Genomic DNA, 16,830 nt, shown 5'->3' with positions numbered 1-16,830 from the left:
GTCCCCGGTAGGTGCCCACCGCGCGTCCCGGGTCCTGGGAGCCGCTTGCCAGGCAGATTGCCTACCGTGAGGGAATGACTTCGCCGAGCGCCGCCGCCCGTCTCGCCCTCGTGACCGGAGCGACGGGGTACATCGGCGGGAGGCTCGTGCCGCGCCTGCTCGAGGCCGGCTTCCGCGTGCGCGTCCTGGTCCGCGATCCCCGCCGTCTCACCGACGTCCCGTGGCGCGACGACGTGGAGGTGGTGCGGGGCGACCTGTCCGACGCCGCGACCCTCGCGCCCGCCGTAGAGGACGTCGACGTCCTCTACTACCTCGTCCACGGCATGGGCGCCAAGGGCGACTTCGCCTCGTCGGAGCGCGCCTCGGCCGAGAACGTCGCCACGGCCGCGAAGGCCGCGGGAGTCGGCCGCATCGTGTACCTCGGCGGCCTGCACCCGGACGTCGACCACCTCTCGAAGCACCTGGCCAGCCGCAAGGCGGTGGGCGACGTGCTGCTCGCGAGCGGCGTGCCCACCGTGGCGCTGCAGGCCGGCGTCGTCATCGGCTCCGGATCCACCTCGTTCGAGATGATCCGGCACCTCACCGAGGTCCTGCCGTTCATGCCCGCGCCCGGGTGGGTGCGGAACTTCATCCAGCCGATCGCGATCCGGGACGTCCTCTACTACCTGGTCGCCGCCGCGGACATGCCCGAGGGGCTCAACCGCACCTTCGACATCGGCGGGCCCGACGTGCTGCGCTACGGCCAGATGATGAACGGGTACGCGGTCGAGGCGGGACTGCCGCAGCGGCCCATCGCGTCCATCCCGATCTTCGCGCCGCGACTCGCCGCGCACTGGGTGAACGTCGTCACGCCCATCCCGCGCACGCTGGCGGTGCCGATCATCGAGTCGCTCCAGTACGACTGCGTCATGGGCGAGCACGACATCTCGACCTACGTCCCCGACCCCGAGGGCGGCCTCACGGGCTACCGCCGCTCCGTGCGCCTCGCGCTCGGCCGCATGCGCGACGGGGTCGTGGAGACCAGCTGGAAGGACTCCGCCGTCGTGGGCGCGCCCAGCGACCTGCTGCCGAGCGACCCCGACTGGTCGGGTCACACGGTCTACCTCGACCTCAAGGAGCGGTCGACGGAGGCGGCGCCCGAGGACCTGTGGGCCGTCATCGAGTCCATCGGCGGCGAGAACGGCTGGTACTCGCTCCCGGTCGCGTGGGCCGCGCGCGGGTGGATGGACAAGCTCGTCGGCGGCGTGGGCCTCCGCCGCGGCCGCCGCAGCGCCACGACCCTGCAGACCGGGGACGCGCTCGACTTCTGGCGCGTCGAGCACATCGAGCGCGGCACGGCACTGCGGCTGCGCGCCGAGATGAAGCTGCCCGGCGAGGCCTGGCTCGAGCTGAGCGCGACGCCGCGCGCGGACGGCGGCAGCGACTACCGCCAGCGCGCGATCTTCTTCCCGTCCGGGCTCGCCGGCCGGCTGTACTGGTTCGCGATCCTGCCCTTCCACGGCGTGATCTTCACCTCGATGGCGACCCGCATCACCGCGAAGGCGCTCGCCGCCACGCGACGGCGCGCGGCCGAGCGTCCCCGCGCGGGGGCCGCCCGGTGAGCCGGCGGAACGGGGCTCCGCGCATCGGCCTCATCCTGCTGACCCTGGTGGGCATCGTCCTCGCCTCGGCGGGCCTCGCCACGGCCGTGACCATGAGCGTGTCCGCGCCCGTGCAGGCGCGCGCCGACCTCGCGGCGCTGTCGGGCGGAGCGGCGGGCACCTCCCGCACGCCGTCCTCGGCGTCGACGCCGGACGCCGGCTCCGCCGAGGCGTGGAAGCCCGTCCCCGTCGACGCCTCGGGCAGCCGCAGCATCACCGACCTCACGGACGGCGCCACCTCGCGCGTCACCATCGACGTGCTCGGCGTGCCGCTCAGCGCCGGCCAGGCGGGGGCGCTCGTCGCGACGATCCTGTCGCTGCCCGTGCTCATCGCGCTGGCGTTGCTCGTGCTCTCGCCGCGGCGCCGCAGCTGGTGGCGTCGGGTGGTGCGCCGACAGCACGGATGACGTCCGATGTCGACCCGATGACATCCCCGCGGGCGGGGACCATGATGGGCACGACGAGAGGCGGATCCATGGCACCGCGCACGCGCACGACGGTCCTGCTCGGCGACAGCCTGACCGCGGACGGCCGGTGGGACGCCATCGTCCCCGACGGGGACGCGCGGATCGTCGACCGGGGCCGCCCCGGGCAGACCACGGACGACGTGCTCGCGCTCCTGTCCGAGGTCGTGGCCGAGGACCCGTCGACCGTGGTCCTCTCCTGCGGCACGCACGACCTCGGCGCCGCGCGCCGGGGACCCGAGCAGACCGTCCGGGCGCTGGAGACGATCCTCGCCGACCTGCGGCGCGACCTGCCGACCGCGCGGCTCGTCGTCGTCTCCGTGCCGCCGCGGGGGCGCGAGCACGCGGAGCGCATCCGCATCGTCAACGTGCACCTGCGCCAGTACGCGCCGGCCGTCCGCGCCGAGCACGTGGACCTGTGGCCGGCCCTCGGCTTCGGCGACGGCGAGCTCGACCCCACCCTGAGCGACGACCGCCTGCACCTCACCGACGCGGGCGCTGCCGCGGTGCGCGCGGTGCTCGCCCCCGTGCTCGCGCCCCGGGACGGGGATGCGCACGACGCGGCGGACGACGACGCGGACGCGGCTCCCGACGGGTCCGGCGCACCCGAGGACGCCGCCGGCGCCTAACGGCCGGGCGCGAGCGGGCCGGGGGAGCGGAGCCCCACCACGCCGTCCAGGACCACGGCGAGCTTGCGCCGCCACCAGTCGCGCGGCGTCGCGGCGGATCCCGGCGAGACCTCGCCCGCGAAGCGCGCCGTCACACGGCCCATGGTCCCGAGGGCGTCGCGCTGGGCCTCCTCCTCGCGGGCATGCACGGCATCCGGGGCGCCGGCCGAGTGGGCGGGGCCGCCGCGCCGGGAGGAGTGCCCCGGGTCCCCGCCCCGGGATCCGGCGTCCGCGCCGTGCTCGGCGGCCCCGCCCTCCGCCGCCCTGCCCTCCGCGGCCATGCCCTCCGCGGCCAGCGTGAGGAGCCCGCGGCCCATGGCGGCGGGCAGCGTGGCGTCGTCGAGGGGGGCGGACGAGTCGGGGCGGTCGCCCGCGGCGCCGGTCGCGGCGAGGACGCGCTCCCACCCCACGTAGGACTCGACGGCGATGTCGAGGACGGTGTCGAGCACCAGCACGGCCTCGGCCTCCGCGAAGCCCAGGCGGGTGAGGTCGCGGATGGCGCCCGTGAAGCGGAGGACGACCTGGTCCGGCGCGGCGCGCAGGTGGTGGATCGCGGTCGCGAGCCCCGGGTGCCGGTCGTACATGTCCCAGATGCGCTCGACGGCCTGCTCCAGGTAGGTGCGCCAGGCCGTGTCGCCCGCCGCCTCGAGCGTCCCGGCGGGGGCGTCGGGCACGACCGGCCAGTCCATCCGCGCGATCGCGGTGTCGCAGGCGAGGAGCACGATGTCGTCGCGGCTCGCCACGTGCCGGTACAGCGTCGAGTGGTCGACGCCCAGGCGGTTCGCGAGCGAGGTCAGCGTCAGCGTGCTGAGCCCGACCTCGAGGGCGCCCTCCGCGATCGACCGCCGCGAGACGCGCGCGGGCCGCCCGACCCGACCGGCTCGCCGTTCCATGCCGACGATCATACCGGGACGGCGCCAGTCATTAGGGCCCAAAGCGACGCGTGCCCGGGGACGCGGAGGAGCGGACGGGCCGGTCGCGCCGGTCGTCGCGACCGCCGGTGCCGGCGACGTGGGCGTCGTCCATGGCGTCGTCCGGGGCGTCGGCCGGCACGGAGCCGCCGCGGCTAGCGTGGGAGCATGCCCGACAACCGCACCCCCTTCTCCGAGCTCGACGACCTCATCGCCATCCCGCGCCTCGGCGGCCTCGTGCTCTCTCCCGACGGACGCCGCGCGGTGCTCACCGTCACGACCCTCGACGCAGCCCGCACCGGCTACCGGAACGCCCTCTGGGTCGTGCCCGCGGCCGGCGGCGGCGTGCCCCGGCGCCTCACGCGCTCCGCGAAGAGCGAGGCCGGCGCGGCCTTCACGTCCACCGGCGACCTGCTGTTCGTCTCCTCGCGGCCGGACGCGGACGACGCCGCCGAGGAGGACGCCGCGCAGCTGTGGATCCTCCCGGCGGACGGCGGCGAGGCCCGCGCGCTGACGCGGCTCGCCGGCGGCGTCGACGGCATCGCGGCCGTGGCGCGCGACGCGGCCACCGTGGTCCTGCACGCGCCGCTGCTGCCCGGATCCGACTCGCTGGAGGCCGACGCCGTGGCCCGGAAGCGCCGGTCGGACCTCAAGGTGAACGCGATCCTGCACGACAGCTACCCCGTGCGCTACTGGGACCACGACCTCGGTCCCGACGAGCCGCACCTGCTCGCGCTCGACCTGACGGACGCGCTCGTGGAGGAGCCCGCACGGCCCACCACGGCCGACGCCGCCACCGCGCTCGCCGCCGAGGCCGCGACCGAGGACGGCGGATCGGCGGCCGCCGCCCCCGCCGCCACGGCCCTGCCGTACCCGACCTCGCTGCCGCGCCCGCGGGACCTGACGCCGCAGCCCGGCCGGACGCTCGACCACGCGTCCGCGGCCCTCAGCCCCGACGGCCGCACGCTCGTCGTCGCCGTCGGCGTCAAGGAGCGCCGCGGCGACCGCCAGGCGCTCGTCTCCCTCGACGTCGCGACGGGGGAGCGGACGACGCTCGTCGACCTGCCCGGCACCGACGTCGAGTCGCCCGCCATCAGCCCCGACGGAGGGCTCCTCGCCTACGTCCGCGCCGACCGCGCGACCCCCGCCGGGCCCACGCAGCAGGAGATCTGGGTATCCGCGCTCGACGGGTCCGACGCCCGGCGCGTGGCCGCCGACTGGGACCGCTGGCCGTCGTCGCTGCAGTTCGACGCCGACTCCCAGGGGCTCGTCGTGACCGCCGACCAGGACGGCCGCGGCCCCGTCTTCCGCATCGGCCTCGACGGCGACGTCACGCAGCTCACGACCGACGACCACGCGTACACCGACGTGCGCGTCGACGCCGAGACGGGCGACGTGCTCGCGCTGCGGTCCTCGTGGATGGCGCCGGCCCACCCCGTGCGCGTGTCCGCCGCCGACGGGTCCGTGACCGAGCTGGCGACGCCCGCGCCCGTGCCCGCCACGACCGGCACCATGACCGAGGTCGCGACGACCGCAGCCGATGGCGCCCGCGTGCGCGGCTGGCTCGTGCTGCCGGAGGGCGCGTCGGCCGAGGCGCCCGCGCCGCTGCTGCTGTGGATCCACGGCGGCCCGCTCAACAGCTGGAACGCGTGGAGCTGGCGCTGGACCCCGCAGGTGATGGTGGCGCGCGGCTACGCGGTGCTGCTGCCGGACCCCGCGCTCAGCACCGGCTACGGCCTCGACTTCATCGCCCGCGGCTGGGACGCGTGGGGCGAGGCGCCGTACACGGACCTCATGTCGATCACCGACGCCGTGGAGGCGCGCGATGACATCGACGCGACCCGGACGGCCGCGATGGGCGGCTCGTTCGGCGGCTACATGGCGAACTGGGTCGCGGGGCACACCGACCGCTTCCGCGCGATCGTCAGCCACGCGAGCCTCTGGGCGCTCGACCAGTTCGGCCCCACCACCGACTCGTCGCAGTACTGGCAGAGCATCTTCTCCGCCGAGGGGCTCGACCGGAACTCGCCGCACCACTCGGTGCGGGACATCGTGACCCCCATGCTCGTGATCCACGGCGACCGCGACTACCGCGTGCCCGTGGGCGAGAGCCTGCGCCTCTGGTCGGAGCTCGCCGAGCACCACGCGGCCGACGACGGGACCACGCCGCACCGGTTCCTGGTCTTCCCGGACGAGAACCACTGGATCCTGAAGCCCCAGCAGTCGGTGGTCTGGTACCGGACGGTGCTCGCGTTCCTCGACCAGCACGTGCACGGGAAGGACTTCGTGCGGCCCGAGGTGCTCGGCTAGCACCGCGGTTCACGGGCCGGGCGGCGCGGGCATGCGGGATGATGACCGGATGCCCGCGCGCCCCGCCCCCGGTCCCACGCTCCTCCGCGCCGCTCGGGCCGTCGACGCCCACGGGACGACCGCCGACGCGTGGGTGCTGCTCGACGGCGACGCGATCGCCGCGGTCGGGAGCGGACGCGAGGCGCCGCCGGCGGAGCGCACGGTCGACCTCGGCGACGTCACGCTCGTGCCGGGCCTCGTCGACCTGCACGTGCACGGCGGCGCGGGCGGGTCCCACGACGACGGGGCCGACGGGCTCCGCGCGGCCGTCGCCCTGCACCGGCGGCACGGCACCACGCGCTCCGTGCTCAGCCTCGTCGCGAACCCGGTGCCCGACCTCGTGCGGTCGCTCGGCGCGATCCGGGAGGCGATGGCCGAGGATCCGCTCGTGCTCGGCGCGCACCTCGAGGGCCCGTTCCTGTCGCCGCACGCGGCGGGGGCCCACGCGCACGAGCACCTGGTGGATCCGACGCCCGCGCGCATCGATGCCCTCCTCGCGGCGGGGGAGGGCGTGCTGCGGCAGGTCACGATCGCCCCGGAGCTCGACGGCGCGCTCGACGCCATCCGCCGCCTGGTCGACGGGGGCGTGGTCGCGGCCGTCGGGCACACCACGTGCTCAGGCGACCTCGCGCGGGCGGCGTTCGACGCGGGGGCGACCGTGCTGACGCACGCGTTCAACGCGATGCCCGGCATCCACCACCGCGAGCCGGGCCCGATCATGGCGGCCGTCGCCGACGAGCGGGTGACGCTCGAGCTGATCCTCGACGGCGTCCACGTGGATCCGGCGGTCGCGGGACTGCTGTTCCGCGTGGCGCCCGGCCGCGTCGCGCTCGTCACCGACGCGATGGCGGCGACGGGATCCGCGGACGGCCGCTACCGCCTCGGCTCGCTCGACGTGGACGTGCGCGCCGGCGTCGCGCGGCTGTCGGGCACCGATACGATCGCGGGCTCGACGCTCACGCAGGACCGGGCGCTGCGGATCGCGGTGGGCGACGTGGGCCTCGCGCTGCCGGATGCGGTCGCGGCGCTCACGGTCGTCCCGGCCCGGGCGCTGGGCCTCCAGGGCCGCTTCGGCCTCCTGCGCGCGGGATCCGCGGCCGACGTCGTGGCGGTCACGCCCGACCTCGAGGTCGCCCGCGTCTGGGCCGCGGGCGTCGAGGTCCCGGGCGTGCCTCAGGCCCCGTCGCGGTAGACCACGCGGCGCTCGCCGGCGCGCACGGCGGCCGTCAGACGGTTGCCGGCGGGCGGGAGCGGGCAGTTCATCCAGTCGGAGAAGCCGCAGGGCGGGACGACGGCGCGCGTGAAGTCGAGCGTGACGGGTCCGTCGCCGTCCGGGCGCGGGAGGAAGAGGAAGCGGCTGGGCGCGTAGCTCTCGCGGCCGGTGGTCGCGTCGGCGAAGACGAGCTGGAGCCGGTCGCCGTCGGCGAACGCGCTGAGGCGCACCTCCTGGCCCTCGATCTCCACGACGATGTCGCCGGGCACGGGCAGCCCGCGGGTGCGGCCCTGGTCGGCGATGTGCTCGAACGGGATGACGCGGTCCTCGTCGACGCGCTCGAACCGGCCCTGGAGGATCCACTCGGGGGCGTAGGGGTAGACCTCGATGTCCTCGAACGCCCGGTTCCTCGGGGACGCCGAGTCCCAGAGCCGGTAGCCGTGCTCGGGCTCGCCCGTGTCGAGCGAGACGCGCTCGATGCGGGTGAGCTGCACGGTGTCGGGCTGGCCCTCGAGCGCCTCGAGGTCGCTGACCTCCTCGCCGGCAGCGAGCCACGTCGTCTGGATCAGCGCGAGGCTGCCGAACGGGCTCGTCACGGCCGCGAGGCGGGCGCGGTGCCAGGCCTCGTAGCGGGCGAGGGCATCGGGGTCGGCGGCGTCGGGGCGGGCGGCAGCGGTCGTCGTGTCGGTCACGTGAGGGTCAACGCGCCTGGTGCGGGCGCATTCCCGGAGCGCGCGCCTCGCGGATGCCGCTCGGAGGCGTCGGGTATTGACTGGACACCCGACGGAAGGACGCTCCCATGGCACGCACGGTCGCCGACCAGCTCATCGCCCAGCTCATCGAGGCGGGGGTGAGCCGCATCTACGGGGTCGTCGGCGACAGCCTCAACCCGATCGTCGACGCGGTGCGACGCACGGGCGGGAGCCGCAAGGGCGGCATCGACTGGATCCACGTGCGCCACGAGGAGGCGGGCGCGTTCGCCGCCTCCGCCGAGGCGCAGCTCACGGGCAGGCTCGCGGTGTGCGCCGGATCCTGCGGCCCCGGCCACCTCCACCTCATCAACGGCCTCTACGACGCGCACCGCTCGGGCGCGCCCGTGCTCGCCATCGCGAGCCACATCACCACGAACCAGATCGGCTCCGGCTACTTCCAGGAGACGCACCCGGACCGCCTCTTCGTCGAGTGCTCGCACTACACGGAGATGATCTCGACGGCCGTGCAGGCGCCCCGCGTCGTCGACCAGGCCATGCGGCACTCGCTCGCGCTCGGCGGCGTCAGCGTCATCACGCTGCCCGGCGACGTCGCCGAGCTCGACGCCGAGGGCGAGGCACCCGCGTTCTCGCTGCCGCGGCGCCCCGCGATCGTGCCCGCCGAGGAGGACGTGCGCGCGCTCGCGCAGGCCATCGACGAGGCGGACAGCGTCGCCATCTTCGCCGGACGCGGAGCGGGATCCGCGCACGCCGAGCTCATGGAGCTGGCCGACAGGATCGCCGCCCCCGTCGGCCACTCGCTGCGCGGCAAGGACGTCATCCAGCAGGACAACCCCTTCGACGTCGGGATGACGGGCCTCATCGGCTACGGCGCCGCGGCTGCGGGCATCTCGGGCGCCGACCTGCTGATCCTCATCGGCACCGACTTCCCCTACGACCAGTTCCTGCCCGGCAAGGAGGTGCGCACCGCGCAGATCGACATCGCGCCGGAGCGCCTCGGCCGCCGCACCGACGTGGACATCGCGATCCACGGAGATGCGCTCTCCACCATCCGCGCGGTGCTGCCGCTCGTGCGGCGGAAGACCGACCGGCGGTTCCTCGAGAAGCTGCTGGAGGAGCAGGACAAGAAGGTCGAGCAGGTGGTGGGCGCGTACACGTCGAAGGCCGAGAAGCTGAAGCCCATCCACCCCGAGTACGCGGCCAGCATCCTGGACGAGGTCGCGGGGGACGACACCGTGTTCACGAGCGACACCGGCATGTGCAACGTCTGGACCGCGCGCTACCTCACGCCCAACGGGCGACGGCGGATGATCGGCTCGCTCGTGCACGGGTCGATGGCGAACGCGCTCCCGCAGGCCATCGGAGCCCAGGTGGCGTACCCGGAGCGCCAGGTCGTGTCCGTCTCGGGCGACGGCGGGCTCTCGATGCTCATGGGCGAGCTCGTGACGGTCGCGGCCTACGGGCTCCCCGTGAAGATCGTCGTGTTCAACAACTCCACGCTCGGGCTCGTGAAGGTCGAGATGCTCGTCGACGGGATCCCCGACTTCGGCGTGGACGTGCCGATGGTCGACTACGCGGCCGTCGCCGCAGCCCTCGGGATCCACGCCCAGCGGGTCGAGGACCCGGCGGACATCCGCGGGGCGCTGGAAGCCGCGTTCGCCCACGACGGCCCCGCCCTCGTCGACCTCGTCACCGATCCGATGGCGCTCTCCATCCCGCCGACCATCACCGGCCAGCAGCTGAAGGGCTTCGCGCTGTCCATGTCGAAGATCGTCATGAACGGCGGCGTCGGCGAGGCCGTGCAGCTCGCCCGATCCAACCTGCGGAACATCCCGCGGCCGTGAGCGCGGGCGCCGCCGCGTCCCCTCCCGCACCGACCGCACCACCCGCCCCGATCGCACCGAACCCCACCGAACAGAGGAGCACCATGTCCGACCCCGTCGTCGTCACCGCCGTCTTCACGCCCGTCGAGGGGCGGCGCGATGACACCGTCGCCGCCCTGTCCCGCGGCATCGCCGAGGTGCACGGGGAGGCGGGCTGCGAGCTCTACGCCATCCACGACGCGCCCGACGGCACCATCGTCATGCTCGAGAAGTGGTCCTCCGGCGAGGAGCTCGACGCCCACGGCGCGGGGGAGGTCGTCGCGCGCATGAACGCGTCGCTCGCCGGCCTCCTGCAGTCGCCGCCCGTGGTCACGCGGCTCGTCCCCATCCCGGCGGGGGACGAGATCCAGGGCGCGCTCTAGCGCGACGCCGGTCCCGGCGGGCGGTCAGCCGAGCTCGACCAGCGTGATCCCCGCCGACCGGTCGCCGCCGGCAAGCGCCTCGAGCGCGGCCGGGGCGTCGTCGAGCGGGATGCGGTGCTCGATGAGCAGCTCCGGGCGGAGCGCGCCCGAGGCGACTATCGCCATCAGCTCGGCGTAGTCGTGCGCGGGCATGCCGTGGCTGCCGTGCAGGCTCAGCTCCTGGCTGATGATGACCGGGACGGGCACCGTCGGCTCGCTCGCGAACAGACCGATCTGCACCTGTCGGCCGGTCGGCGCGAGCGCGAGCAGGCTGATCCGGAGCGTCGACTCCCGGCCGAGCGCCTCCACGGACACCTGCACGCCGTCGGGGGCGACCGCGCGGATCGCGTCGAGCACCTCCCGCTCGGCGAGGCCCGACGAGTCGACCGCGTGCGCGGCTCCGAGCTCCCGGGCGCGCGCGAGGGCTGCGGGGTCGATGTCGACCGCGATCACCTCGGCGCCCACGGCCACGCCGATCATCACGGCGCTGAGGCCCACGCCGCCGCAGCCGACGACGACCAGGCGCTCGCCGCGTCGGATGCGCGCGCGGTGCACGAGCCCCCGGAACGCGGTCGCGAACCGGCAGCCGAGGAGCGCCGCGGCCCCCGCGTCGAGGTCGTCGGGGACGGGGATGAGGTTGACGTCCGCGTCGTGCAGCGCCACCAGCTCCGCGAACGAGCCCCAGTGCGTGAAGCCCGGCTGCGTCTGGTCGCGGCACACCTGGCCGTTCCCGGCCCGGCACTCGGGGCAGCGCCCGCACGCGCACACGAAGGGCACGGTGACGCGGTCGCCGACGCGGAAGCGGGTGACCTCGGGGCCCGTGGCGTGGATCCGGCCCACCAGCTCGTGCCCCGGCACCTGCGGCAGGGCGATGCCGTCGTCGTGCCCGAGCCAGCCGTGCGCGTCGCTGCGGCACACGCCCGTGGCCTCGACGCGCACGACGACGCCGCGCGGCGAGGGGACGGGATCCGGCAGCTCGCGGACGACGGGCGTCTCGCCGAACCGTTCGTAGACGACGGCGCGCATGGGGGCTCCTCGGGGCAGGCGGGGCCCGACGGGATCGGGCGGACGGGCCCGTCCACGGTATCCGACGGCGCGGGCCGCCCCTTCGCGCGCGGCGACCTGCTCCTGCGGAGGCGGAGGCCCCGGTCCTCAGCCGCGGTCGCCGAGCAGTACCTCGCGCACCGCGGCGGTCGTCGCGACCACCTGCCGGGCGCGCCCCGAGGAGAACAGGGCCGCGTCGGCCTCGGTCACGAGCGACTCCTCACGCCACTGCGCGTCGTACAGGGCGGCGCGGTAGCCCGTCGACGCCTGGCAGGAGGCGTCGGCGCGGGCGAGCACGACGTCCTCGGAGGGTGCGTCGGCGTGCTCGGGCTCGAGCAGGGTCATCGGATCCTCGGGCAGCGGGCGTCCCCGGTCGCGGAGCTCGTCGGCGGAGGACCCGGCCAGGCAGCCGCGCCAGGCGTCGGCCGCCGCGACGACCGCGGGGTCGCGCAGGGCGCGCTCCCGGGCGTCGGCGCGCAGCTCGAGCGCGCGCATCCGGATGCCCTGGTTCGTGCCCGAGTGCGCCCAGACGCCCGCGCGGACACCCGGGAGGCAGGCATCGAGCGCGCGGCCGCGCGCGTCGTCGTCGTTTCGCGCCATCCGCCACTCCCGCAGCTCGGCGCGCGCCGGATCCACCGCCGGCCCGTGGCCGTACCGGGCGGCGCGCCCCTCGTCGAGCGGCGGGGCGATGAGGCGGCCGTCCGCGTGCGACGCCGGGGCGAGGAGCACCGCCGGGTCGAGCGCGGGCGCCGCGTCCGCGATGCCATGCGCGACGAGGCACGGCCGCAGGCGGATGTCCTCGGCGACGTCGATCGCATCCATCGGGACGCCCGCGGCCGCGTCGAGCGGCAGGGTCCACGCGGCGGCGTCCCGCGCGGGCAGATCCGCGACCGGCTCGGTCCGGGGCGCCGGTGCGTTCGCGACGGCGACGCCGATGAGGCCCGCGGCGACCACGACCGCGACGACGCCGCGCGGGGTGCGGATCCGGCGGGCCAGGCGCCCGGCGGATCCGCGGATGGGGGATGCGGTCACGAGCGCACCAGTCCTCTCTCATGGGCGAAGACGACGACCTGCAGGCGGCTGCGGAGCCCGAGCTTCGCGAGCACCGCCTGCACGTGCGTCTTCACGGTCGACGCCGCGACGAAGGACGCCTCGGCGATCTGGACGTTGGTCAGCCCGCGGGCGACGAGCAGGAAGGTCTCGCGCTCGCGCGGCGTCAGCACCGCGAGCACGTCGACGTCGGGTTGCGGGGGAGCGGCGCCGAAGTCCCGCAGGAGGTCCTCGGTGTCGCCCGTGACCTCGCCCGCCGCGGCGGCGCGCACGGTCGCGAGGAGCACCTCGGGCCGCGCGTCCTTCGTGAGGAAGGCGGCGGCGCCCGCGCGCGCGGCGGCGCGCACGGCCTGGTCGTCGCGGAGGGTGGTGAGGACGATCACGCGGGGCGCCTCGGCGCCGCCGTCCCGCACCGCGGCGGTCGCGGCCAGGCCGTCGAGCACCGGCATGCGGAGGTCCATCAGCACCACGTCGGGAGCCTCCCGGCGCACGAGGTCGATCCCGTCGCGGCCGTCCCCGGCGATGCCGACGCAGACGAGGTCGTTCGTCGCGTCGATCTGCATGCGGAGGCCCTGGGCGAAGAGCGGCTGGTCGTCGACCACCGCGACGCGCACCGGCTCAACCACGGGGACCGGCGGCATCGGCGGCGGATGCGGCGGGGGATGCCGATGCCGCGGCGGATGCCGGCGAGGCGGTCGCGGCGACGGCCGTCACGTCGACGGCGGGCCGGACGGGAGCGCCACCCGCCCCGCCGGCGATCGGCAGGTACGCCGTCACGACGAACTCGCCCCCGCCGTCCTGCTCCGGCCGGGGCTCCGGCTCCGCGGTGAGCCACCCGCCCGCGAGCCGCGCGCGCTCGCGCATGCCGGCGATCCCGGCACCGGTGCCGGGCAGCGCTCCCCGGGCCACGAGCGGCGACCGGCCGGACGAGCGCACCAGGAGCGCGAGCCCGGGACCGCGCCAGTCCAGCACCACGGAGGCGTCGGCGTCCGCGCCGCCGTGCTTGAGGGCGTTCGTCAGGCTCTCCTGCACGATCCGGTAGACGGCGAGCTGGTGCGCGTCCCGCAGCGGCGGTCGGGCGCCCAGCTCGTCGAGGTCGATGCGCATGCCCACGTCCCGCATGCGCGCGACGAGCGCCAGCAGGTCGGCGAGCGACAGGAGCTCGTCGCCGGCGTCGGTGATCCGCTCGATGAGGCCGCGGACGTCGGTCAGGGCGTCGCGCGCGACCCCGGAGATCGCGGTCAGGACGCCGTCGACCACCTCCGGCTGCCGACGCGACAGCGCGGACGCGCCCTCCGACTGCGCCACCACGATCGTGAGCGCGTGCGCGATGGAGTCGTGGACGTCCCGGGAGATGCGGGCCCGCTCGGCGACCAGCCGCAGCTCCAGGTCGGTCTCGGCCAGCCGGCCCTCGGCCTCCTCGAGGACGCGACCGAGGCGGTGCAGGCGCAGCGCGGCCCCGACGCCGAAGCCCACGGCCCAGGCCAGGACGACCGCGCCGACCCCGGCGAGCAACAGCACGACCAGGGTCGGGTGCAGCGGGCTGCCGCCGGCCGAGCCGAGCGCCGCCCACGCGAGGAGGCGCGTGGGGTCGGCACCCGAGGGCACGGCCGTGTGCACGACGGCGGCCGGCGCGGCGACGACGCCGGCCGGCAGGGCGACGAGCCGGGTCCGGCGGGAGCCCGTCGCGGCGACCATCAGCACGACGAACCCGACCGCCGCGTACAGCGGCCAGGTGGTCGAGTCGACGGCGGAGGCCAGCCCCGCCAGCTGCAGCACCGGGATCGCGACGACGATCGCGAGCGAGGCGGCCGGCATCCAGACGGCGAGGCCGATCGCAGCGCCGAGCGCGACGGCCAGGGTGGCGACGCCGGCGAGTCCGGCGCGTCCGGCCTCGGCGAGGATCCAGAGGGCGGCGAACGCGGCACCGCCGAGCGGGGCGACCAGGTGGGCGGTCGTGCGGGGTGAGGGCATGGGCACAGGCTACGAGGGGCGGTGCCCGCGATCCGGGCGGGGCGCGGAACCTCATCCCCGCGGGGGAGGAGCGCGCCGACGGCCGCTCCCGGAGGCCGCTCCCGGTGGGCGCTGGCAGACTGGACCGGTGACCCGCACCCCCGCCGCCCCCGCCTTCACCCGACCGTCGCTCGCCCCCGGGCTCCTCGGCGCCATCGTGCTGCTGGCCGGCTTCGCGGTGATCGACGGCGACCTGTTCACGGTCGTGCGGTTCGCGGTCGCGATCCTCGCGCTGATCATGATCGTGTTCTCGGTGCGCGCCCGCAGCTGGTGGAGCGCGGCGCTGCTGGCGGCCGTGGCCGTGCTGTGGAACCCCGTCGCCGTGATCCCCGTCGAGGCGGTGACCTGGCAGTCGCTGCAGTACGTGGCGGCGATCGTGTTCATCGCCGCGGGGATCCTGGTGAAGGTCCCCGTCGAGGCGGACCCTACGCCGGGCCGACCCCGAACGCGCGCTCCTCGGTGAGCCCGCGGCGCAGGTAGGCGACGATCTCGTCGAGCGACCTGCGGGCGAGCGCCGGGTCCGCGGCCGGGTAGGCGAGCCAGCCGTGGTCGGCGCGCGGGATCCGCACCAGCCGCGCCTTCGTGCCCGCCGCCTTGAGCGCCGCGACGCCCTCCACGACGTCGTCGAGCCGCGGGTCCGCCGCCCCGACGTGGACGAGCGTGCCGGGCAGCCGGTCGAGGCCGTGCCCCTGGCGGTCGGGGGCCTGCAGCGTGGGCACCTCGCCGGACGGGCTCACGAGCACGAGCCGGAGGACCGCCGGGCCGTCGGCGTCCCGGGCGAGCGCGGTGACGCGCAGCGCCCGGTCGGCGCCGGGTCCGTCCCCGAGGATGCCGAGGCGCTCCGGGGTGCCGTTCCAGCCGGCGGCGTGCGAGGCGATCCAGGAGAGGCCCGCGAGGGCCTTCTCGTCGTCGTCCGGGGCCATGGCCACGACCACCGCGCGCAGGTCCTTCGCGAGCGTGGACGGCAGCCAGTCGCCGTCGTGCCGGGCGAGGACGACGAGCACCGGGGATCCGGTCGCCGAGCGGTCGTGGCCGGGCGGGGTCCAGACGGAGATGTCGAGCGGGAGGCCCTGCTTGCCCGCCGGATGCCGCACGACGCGCGCGCCGGCGGCGGGCGTGCCGTGCATCGACCGTGCCACGGCGGGCACGTGCCGGATGGCGAGGCCGAGGAGCCGGCGCCGGGGCGTGACGGTGGCGGAGGTGCGCGCGGCCATCAGGCGCTGCCCGCGCTGCCGGCGTCGGCGGAACCGGGGACGGGGCTCCCGGAGACGGCGGCGCGGGCCGCGGACGGGCGCGTCTCGCGGGCGCCGGATCCGGCGTCCCCGCGGGGCACGGCGCCGTGGCCCTCGGGCACGCGCTCGCCCTCGCGGACGGGTCCCGGGGGCGTGCCGTCGCCGAACGGGCGGCCGCCCAGCTCCTCGCGGCCGTGCGGCTCCAGCCAGCCCCACGTCTCGGGCCCGACGGGCACGACGCGGGTGGGGTTGATGTCGGTGTGCGTCAGGTAGTAGTGCTGCTTGATCTGCACGAAGTCGATGGTGTCGCCGAAGCCGGGCGTCTGGAACAGGTCGCGCGCGTAGGCCCACAGCACGGGCATCTCGTCGAGCTTCTGGCGGTTGCACTTGAAGTGCCCGTGGTAGACCGCGTCGAACCGGGCGAGCGTCGTGAACAGGCGGACGTCGGCCTCGGTGATCGTGTCGCCCACGAGGTAGCGCTGGCCGGCGAGGCGGTCGCTCAGCCAGTCCAGGCGGGAGAAGAGGCGGTCGTAGGCCTTCTCGTACGCCTCCTGGGATCCGGCGAACCCGCAGCGGTAGACGCCGTTGTTCACGTCGCGGAACACGAGGTCGGCGACCTCGTCGATCTCCGCGCGGAGGTGCTCCGGGTAGAGGTCGGGCGCGCCCTCGCGGTGGTGCTCGGTCCACTCCGTGGAGAGGTCGAGGGTGATCTGCGGGTAGTCGTTGGTCACGACCTGGCCGGAGGGGATGTCGACGAGGGCCGGCACGGTGATGCCGCGCGGGTAGCCGGGGAAGCGGGCGAGGAACGCGTCCTGCAGGCGCTCGATGCCGAGGACCGGGTCGCGGCCGTCGGGGTCGAGGTCGAAGGTCCAGCTGCGCGCGTCGTGCGTCGGGCCGGGGAGGCCGAGCGAGATGGCGTCCTCGAGACCGAGCAGGCGGCGGACGATGACGGAGCGGTTCGCCCACGGGCACGCGCGCGCGGCGACGAGGCGGTAGCGGCCGGCCTCGACGGGCCACCCCTGGGATCCGTCCCGGAGGATGCGGTCCTCGATGTAGTTCGTGTCGCGCGTGAACTCGCCCTCCTCGACGTAGCGGCCGGGGGAACCCGCCTCGTTGGTACCGGTGGGTGTCGCCTGATCCGTCATGGATCCAGCCTAGGCCGGGCGGCCCGCGGCGACCGGGCGCGCGGCGGGAGCGCGCGTGCCCTAAACTGCTCTCGTGCCCGTCCTCCCCGAGGCGGCCGGGCGCAGGC

Annotated in this window: 16 protein-coding genes; 8 read left to right on the top strand and 8 right to left on the bottom strand. The window is 75.8% G+C overall.

Going from position 1 to position 16,830, the window contains the following annotated elements; genetic code table 11:
* The first annotated feature begins 74 nt into the window (after window positions 1-74).
* From AC07VC_RS07445 to AC07VC_RS07435, 3 genes are all read left to right on the top strand, one after another.
* Window positions 75-1,601, top strand: coding sequence for an SDR family oxidoreductase (locus AC07VC_RS07445; RefSeq protein WP_494676227.1), 1,527 nt, complete (start codon window positions 75-77; stop codon window positions 1,599-1,601).
* Entirely contained in the window at window positions 1,598-2,047 is a 450-nt protein-coding gene (locus tag AC07VC_RS07440) for a hypothetical protein (protein WP_317229744.1), read from the top strand. The genes AC07VC_RS07445 and AC07VC_RS07440 overlap by 4 nt, the downstream gene beginning before the upstream one ends.
* A 68-nt stretch (window positions 2,048-2,115) precedes the next feature.
* Complete coding sequence (locus AC07VC_RS07435) at window positions 2,116-2,733, top strand: GDSL-type esterase/lipase family protein (RefSeq protein ID WP_494676226.1); 618 nt, start codon at window positions 2,116-2,118, stop codon at window positions 2,731-2,733.
* On the opposite strand, the gene AC07VC_RS07430 is transcribed toward AC07VC_RS07435, so the two are convergent.
* A complete protein-coding gene (locus tag AC07VC_RS07430; RefSeq protein WP_494676225.1) occupies window positions 2,730-3,665 on the bottom strand; it encodes a TetR/AcrR family transcriptional regulator in 936 nt (311 codons plus the stop codon). The two genes, AC07VC_RS07435 and AC07VC_RS07430, sit on opposite strands and share 4 nt — an antisense overlap.
* Before the next feature lie 186 nt (window positions 3,666-3,851).
* Here AC07VC_RS07430 and AC07VC_RS07425 point away from each other — a divergent pair, with 186 nt between their 5' ends.
* Together AC07VC_RS07425 and nagA are read left to right on the top strand one after the other, a co-directional pair.
* Window positions 3,852-5,993: a S9 family peptidase gene (locus AC07VC_RS07425; protein WP_494676224.1), complete on the top strand. Its 2,142-nt coding sequence runs from the start codon at window positions 3,852-3,854 to the stop codon at window positions 5,991-5,993.
* A gap of 49 nt (window positions 5,994-6,042) precedes the next feature.
* Complete coding sequence (gene nagA, locus AC07VC_RS07420) at window positions 6,043-7,224, top strand: N-acetylglucosamine-6-phosphate deacetylase (RefSeq protein ID WP_494676223.1); 1,182 nt, start codon at window positions 6,043-6,045, stop codon at window positions 7,222-7,224.
* On the opposite strand, the gene AC07VC_RS07415 is transcribed toward nagA, so the two are convergent.
* Window positions 7,206-7,937 (bottom strand): DUF1684 domain-containing protein, encoded by a 732-nt coding sequence (locus AC07VC_RS07415; protein WP_494676222.1) that lies wholly within the window; start codon window positions 7,935-7,937, stop codon window positions 7,206-7,208. The two genes, nagA and AC07VC_RS07415, sit on opposite strands and share 19 nt — an antisense overlap.
* A gap of 107 nt (window positions 7,938-8,044) precedes the next feature.
* On the opposite strand from AC07VC_RS07415, the gene AC07VC_RS07410 reads away from it, so the two are divergent.
* Both AC07VC_RS07410 and AC07VC_RS07405 read left to right on the top strand, forming a co-directional pair.
* The gene (locus AC07VC_RS07410) at window positions 8,045-9,799 is read left to right on the top strand and encodes a pyruvate dehydrogenase (protein ID WP_494676221.1); all 1,755 of its coding nucleotides are present in this window, start codon (window positions 8,045-8,047) and stop codon (window positions 9,797-9,799) included.
* Between the two features lie 83 nt (window positions 9,800-9,882).
* Window positions 9,883-10,200, top strand: a complete 318-nt coding sequence (locus AC07VC_RS07405; RefSeq protein WP_317229653.1) for a putative quinol monooxygenase — start codon at window positions 9,883-9,885, stop codon at window positions 10,198-10,200.
* 24 nt (window positions 10,201-10,224) lie between these two features.
* Here the strand turns inward: AC07VC_RS07405 and AC07VC_RS07400 are convergent, their stop codons facing one another.
* The 4 genes from AC07VC_RS07400 to AC07VC_RS07385 form a co-directional block, all read right to left on the bottom strand.
* The gene (locus AC07VC_RS07400) at window positions 10,225-11,265 is read right to left on the bottom strand and encodes a zinc-dependent alcohol dehydrogenase family protein (RefSeq protein WP_494676220.1); all 1,041 of its coding nucleotides are present in this window, start codon (window positions 11,263-11,265) and stop codon (window positions 10,225-10,227) included.
* Between the two features lie 126 nt (window positions 11,266-11,391).
* Window positions 11,392-12,315 (bottom strand): hypothetical protein, encoded by a 924-nt coding sequence (locus AC07VC_RS07395; RefSeq protein WP_494676219.1) that lies wholly within the window; start codon window positions 12,313-12,315, stop codon window positions 11,392-11,394.
* Window positions 12,312-12,959: a response regulator gene (locus AC07VC_RS07390; protein ID WP_494676218.1), complete on the bottom strand. Its 648-nt coding sequence runs from the start codon at window positions 12,957-12,959 to the stop codon at window positions 12,312-12,314. The genes AC07VC_RS07395 and AC07VC_RS07390 overlap by 4 nt, the downstream gene beginning before the upstream one ends.
* Window positions 12,952-14,307 carry a sensor histidine kinase gene (locus AC07VC_RS07385; RefSeq protein ID WP_494676217.1) on the bottom strand — a complete coding sequence of 452 codons (1,356 nt, stop codon included), beginning with the start codon at window positions 14,305-14,307 and terminating at the stop codon, window positions 12,952-12,954. Before AC07VC_RS07385 ends, AC07VC_RS07390 begins: the two co-directional genes overlap by 8 nt.
* 127 nt (window positions 14,308-14,434) lie before the next feature.
* Here AC07VC_RS07385 and AC07VC_RS07380 point away from each other — a divergent pair, with 127 nt between their 5' ends.
* Window positions 14,435-14,809: a DUF6804 family protein gene (locus AC07VC_RS07380; RefSeq protein ID WP_094116263.1), complete on the top strand. Its 375-nt coding sequence runs from the start codon at window positions 14,435-14,437 to the stop codon at window positions 14,807-14,809.
* Here AC07VC_RS07380 and AC07VC_RS07375 read toward each other — a convergent pair.
* Entirely contained in the window at window positions 14,772-15,560 is a 789-nt protein-coding gene (locus tag AC07VC_RS07375; RefSeq protein WP_494676216.1) for an alpha/beta hydrolase, read from the bottom strand. The genes AC07VC_RS07380 and AC07VC_RS07375 overlap by 38 nt on opposite strands.
* Window positions 15,560-16,723 carry a glutathione S-transferase family protein gene (locus AC07VC_RS07370; protein WP_494676215.1) on the bottom strand — a complete coding sequence of 388 codons (1,164 nt, stop codon included), beginning with the start codon at window positions 16,721-16,723 and terminating at the stop codon, window positions 15,560-15,562. Before AC07VC_RS07370 ends, AC07VC_RS07375 begins: the two co-directional genes overlap by 1 nt.
* Window positions 16,724-16,830: the final 107 nt, after the last annotated feature.

This window comes from Clavibacter sp. GW821-FHT01D01, from assembly GCF_059422605.1.
Note: the sequence above shows the minus strand (reverse complement) of the source record. Positions and strands in the feature narration are given on the sequence as shown.

What these genes read in the sequence shown, in the direction of transcription:
- AC07VC_RS07430 (WP_494676225.1), bottom strand. Translation starts at nt 3,665, where the DNA reads ATGGAACGGCGAGCCGGTCGGGTCGGGCGGCCCGCGCGCGTCTCGCGG.
- AC07VC_RS07375 (WP_494676216.1), bottom strand. Translation starts at nt 15,560, where the DNA reads ATGGCCGCGCGCACCTCCGCCACCGTCACGCCCCGGCGCCGGCTCCTC.
- AC07VC_RS07400 (WP_494676220.1), bottom strand. Translation starts at nt 11,265, where the DNA reads ATGCGCGCCGTCGTCTACGAACGGTTCGGCGAGACGCCCGTCGTCCGC.
- AC07VC_RS07435 (WP_494676226.1), top strand. Translation starts at nt 2,116, where the DNA reads ATGGCACCGCGCACGCGCACGACGGTCCTGCTCGGCGACAGCCTGACC.
- AC07VC_RS07445 (WP_494676227.1), top strand. Translation starts at nt 75, where the DNA reads ATGACTTCGCCGAGCGCCGCCGCCCGTCTCGCCCTCGTGACCGGAGCG.
- AC07VC_RS07385 (WP_494676217.1), bottom strand. Translation starts at nt 14,307, where the DNA reads ATGCCCTCACCCCGCACGACCGCCCACCTGGTCGCCCCGCTCGGCGGT.
- AC07VC_RS07410 (WP_494676221.1), top strand. Translation starts at nt 8,045, where the DNA reads ATGGCACGCACGGTCGCCGACCAGCTCATCGCCCAGCTCATCGAGGCG.
- nagA (WP_494676223.1), top strand. Translation starts at nt 6,043, where the DNA reads ATGCCCGCGCGCCCCGCCCCCGGTCCCACGCTCCTCCGCGCCGCTCGG.
- AC07VC_RS07370 (WP_494676215.1), bottom strand. Translation starts at nt 16,723, where the DNA reads ATGACGGATCAGGCGACACCCACCGGTACCAACGAGGCGGGTTCCCCC.
- AC07VC_RS07425 (WP_494676224.1), top strand. Translation starts at nt 3,852, where the DNA reads ATGCCCGACAACCGCACCCCCTTCTCCGAGCTCGACGACCTCATCGCC.
- AC07VC_RS07405 (WP_317229653.1), top strand. Translation starts at nt 9,883, where the DNA reads ATGTCCGACCCCGTCGTCGTCACCGCCGTCTTCACGCCCGTCGAGGGG.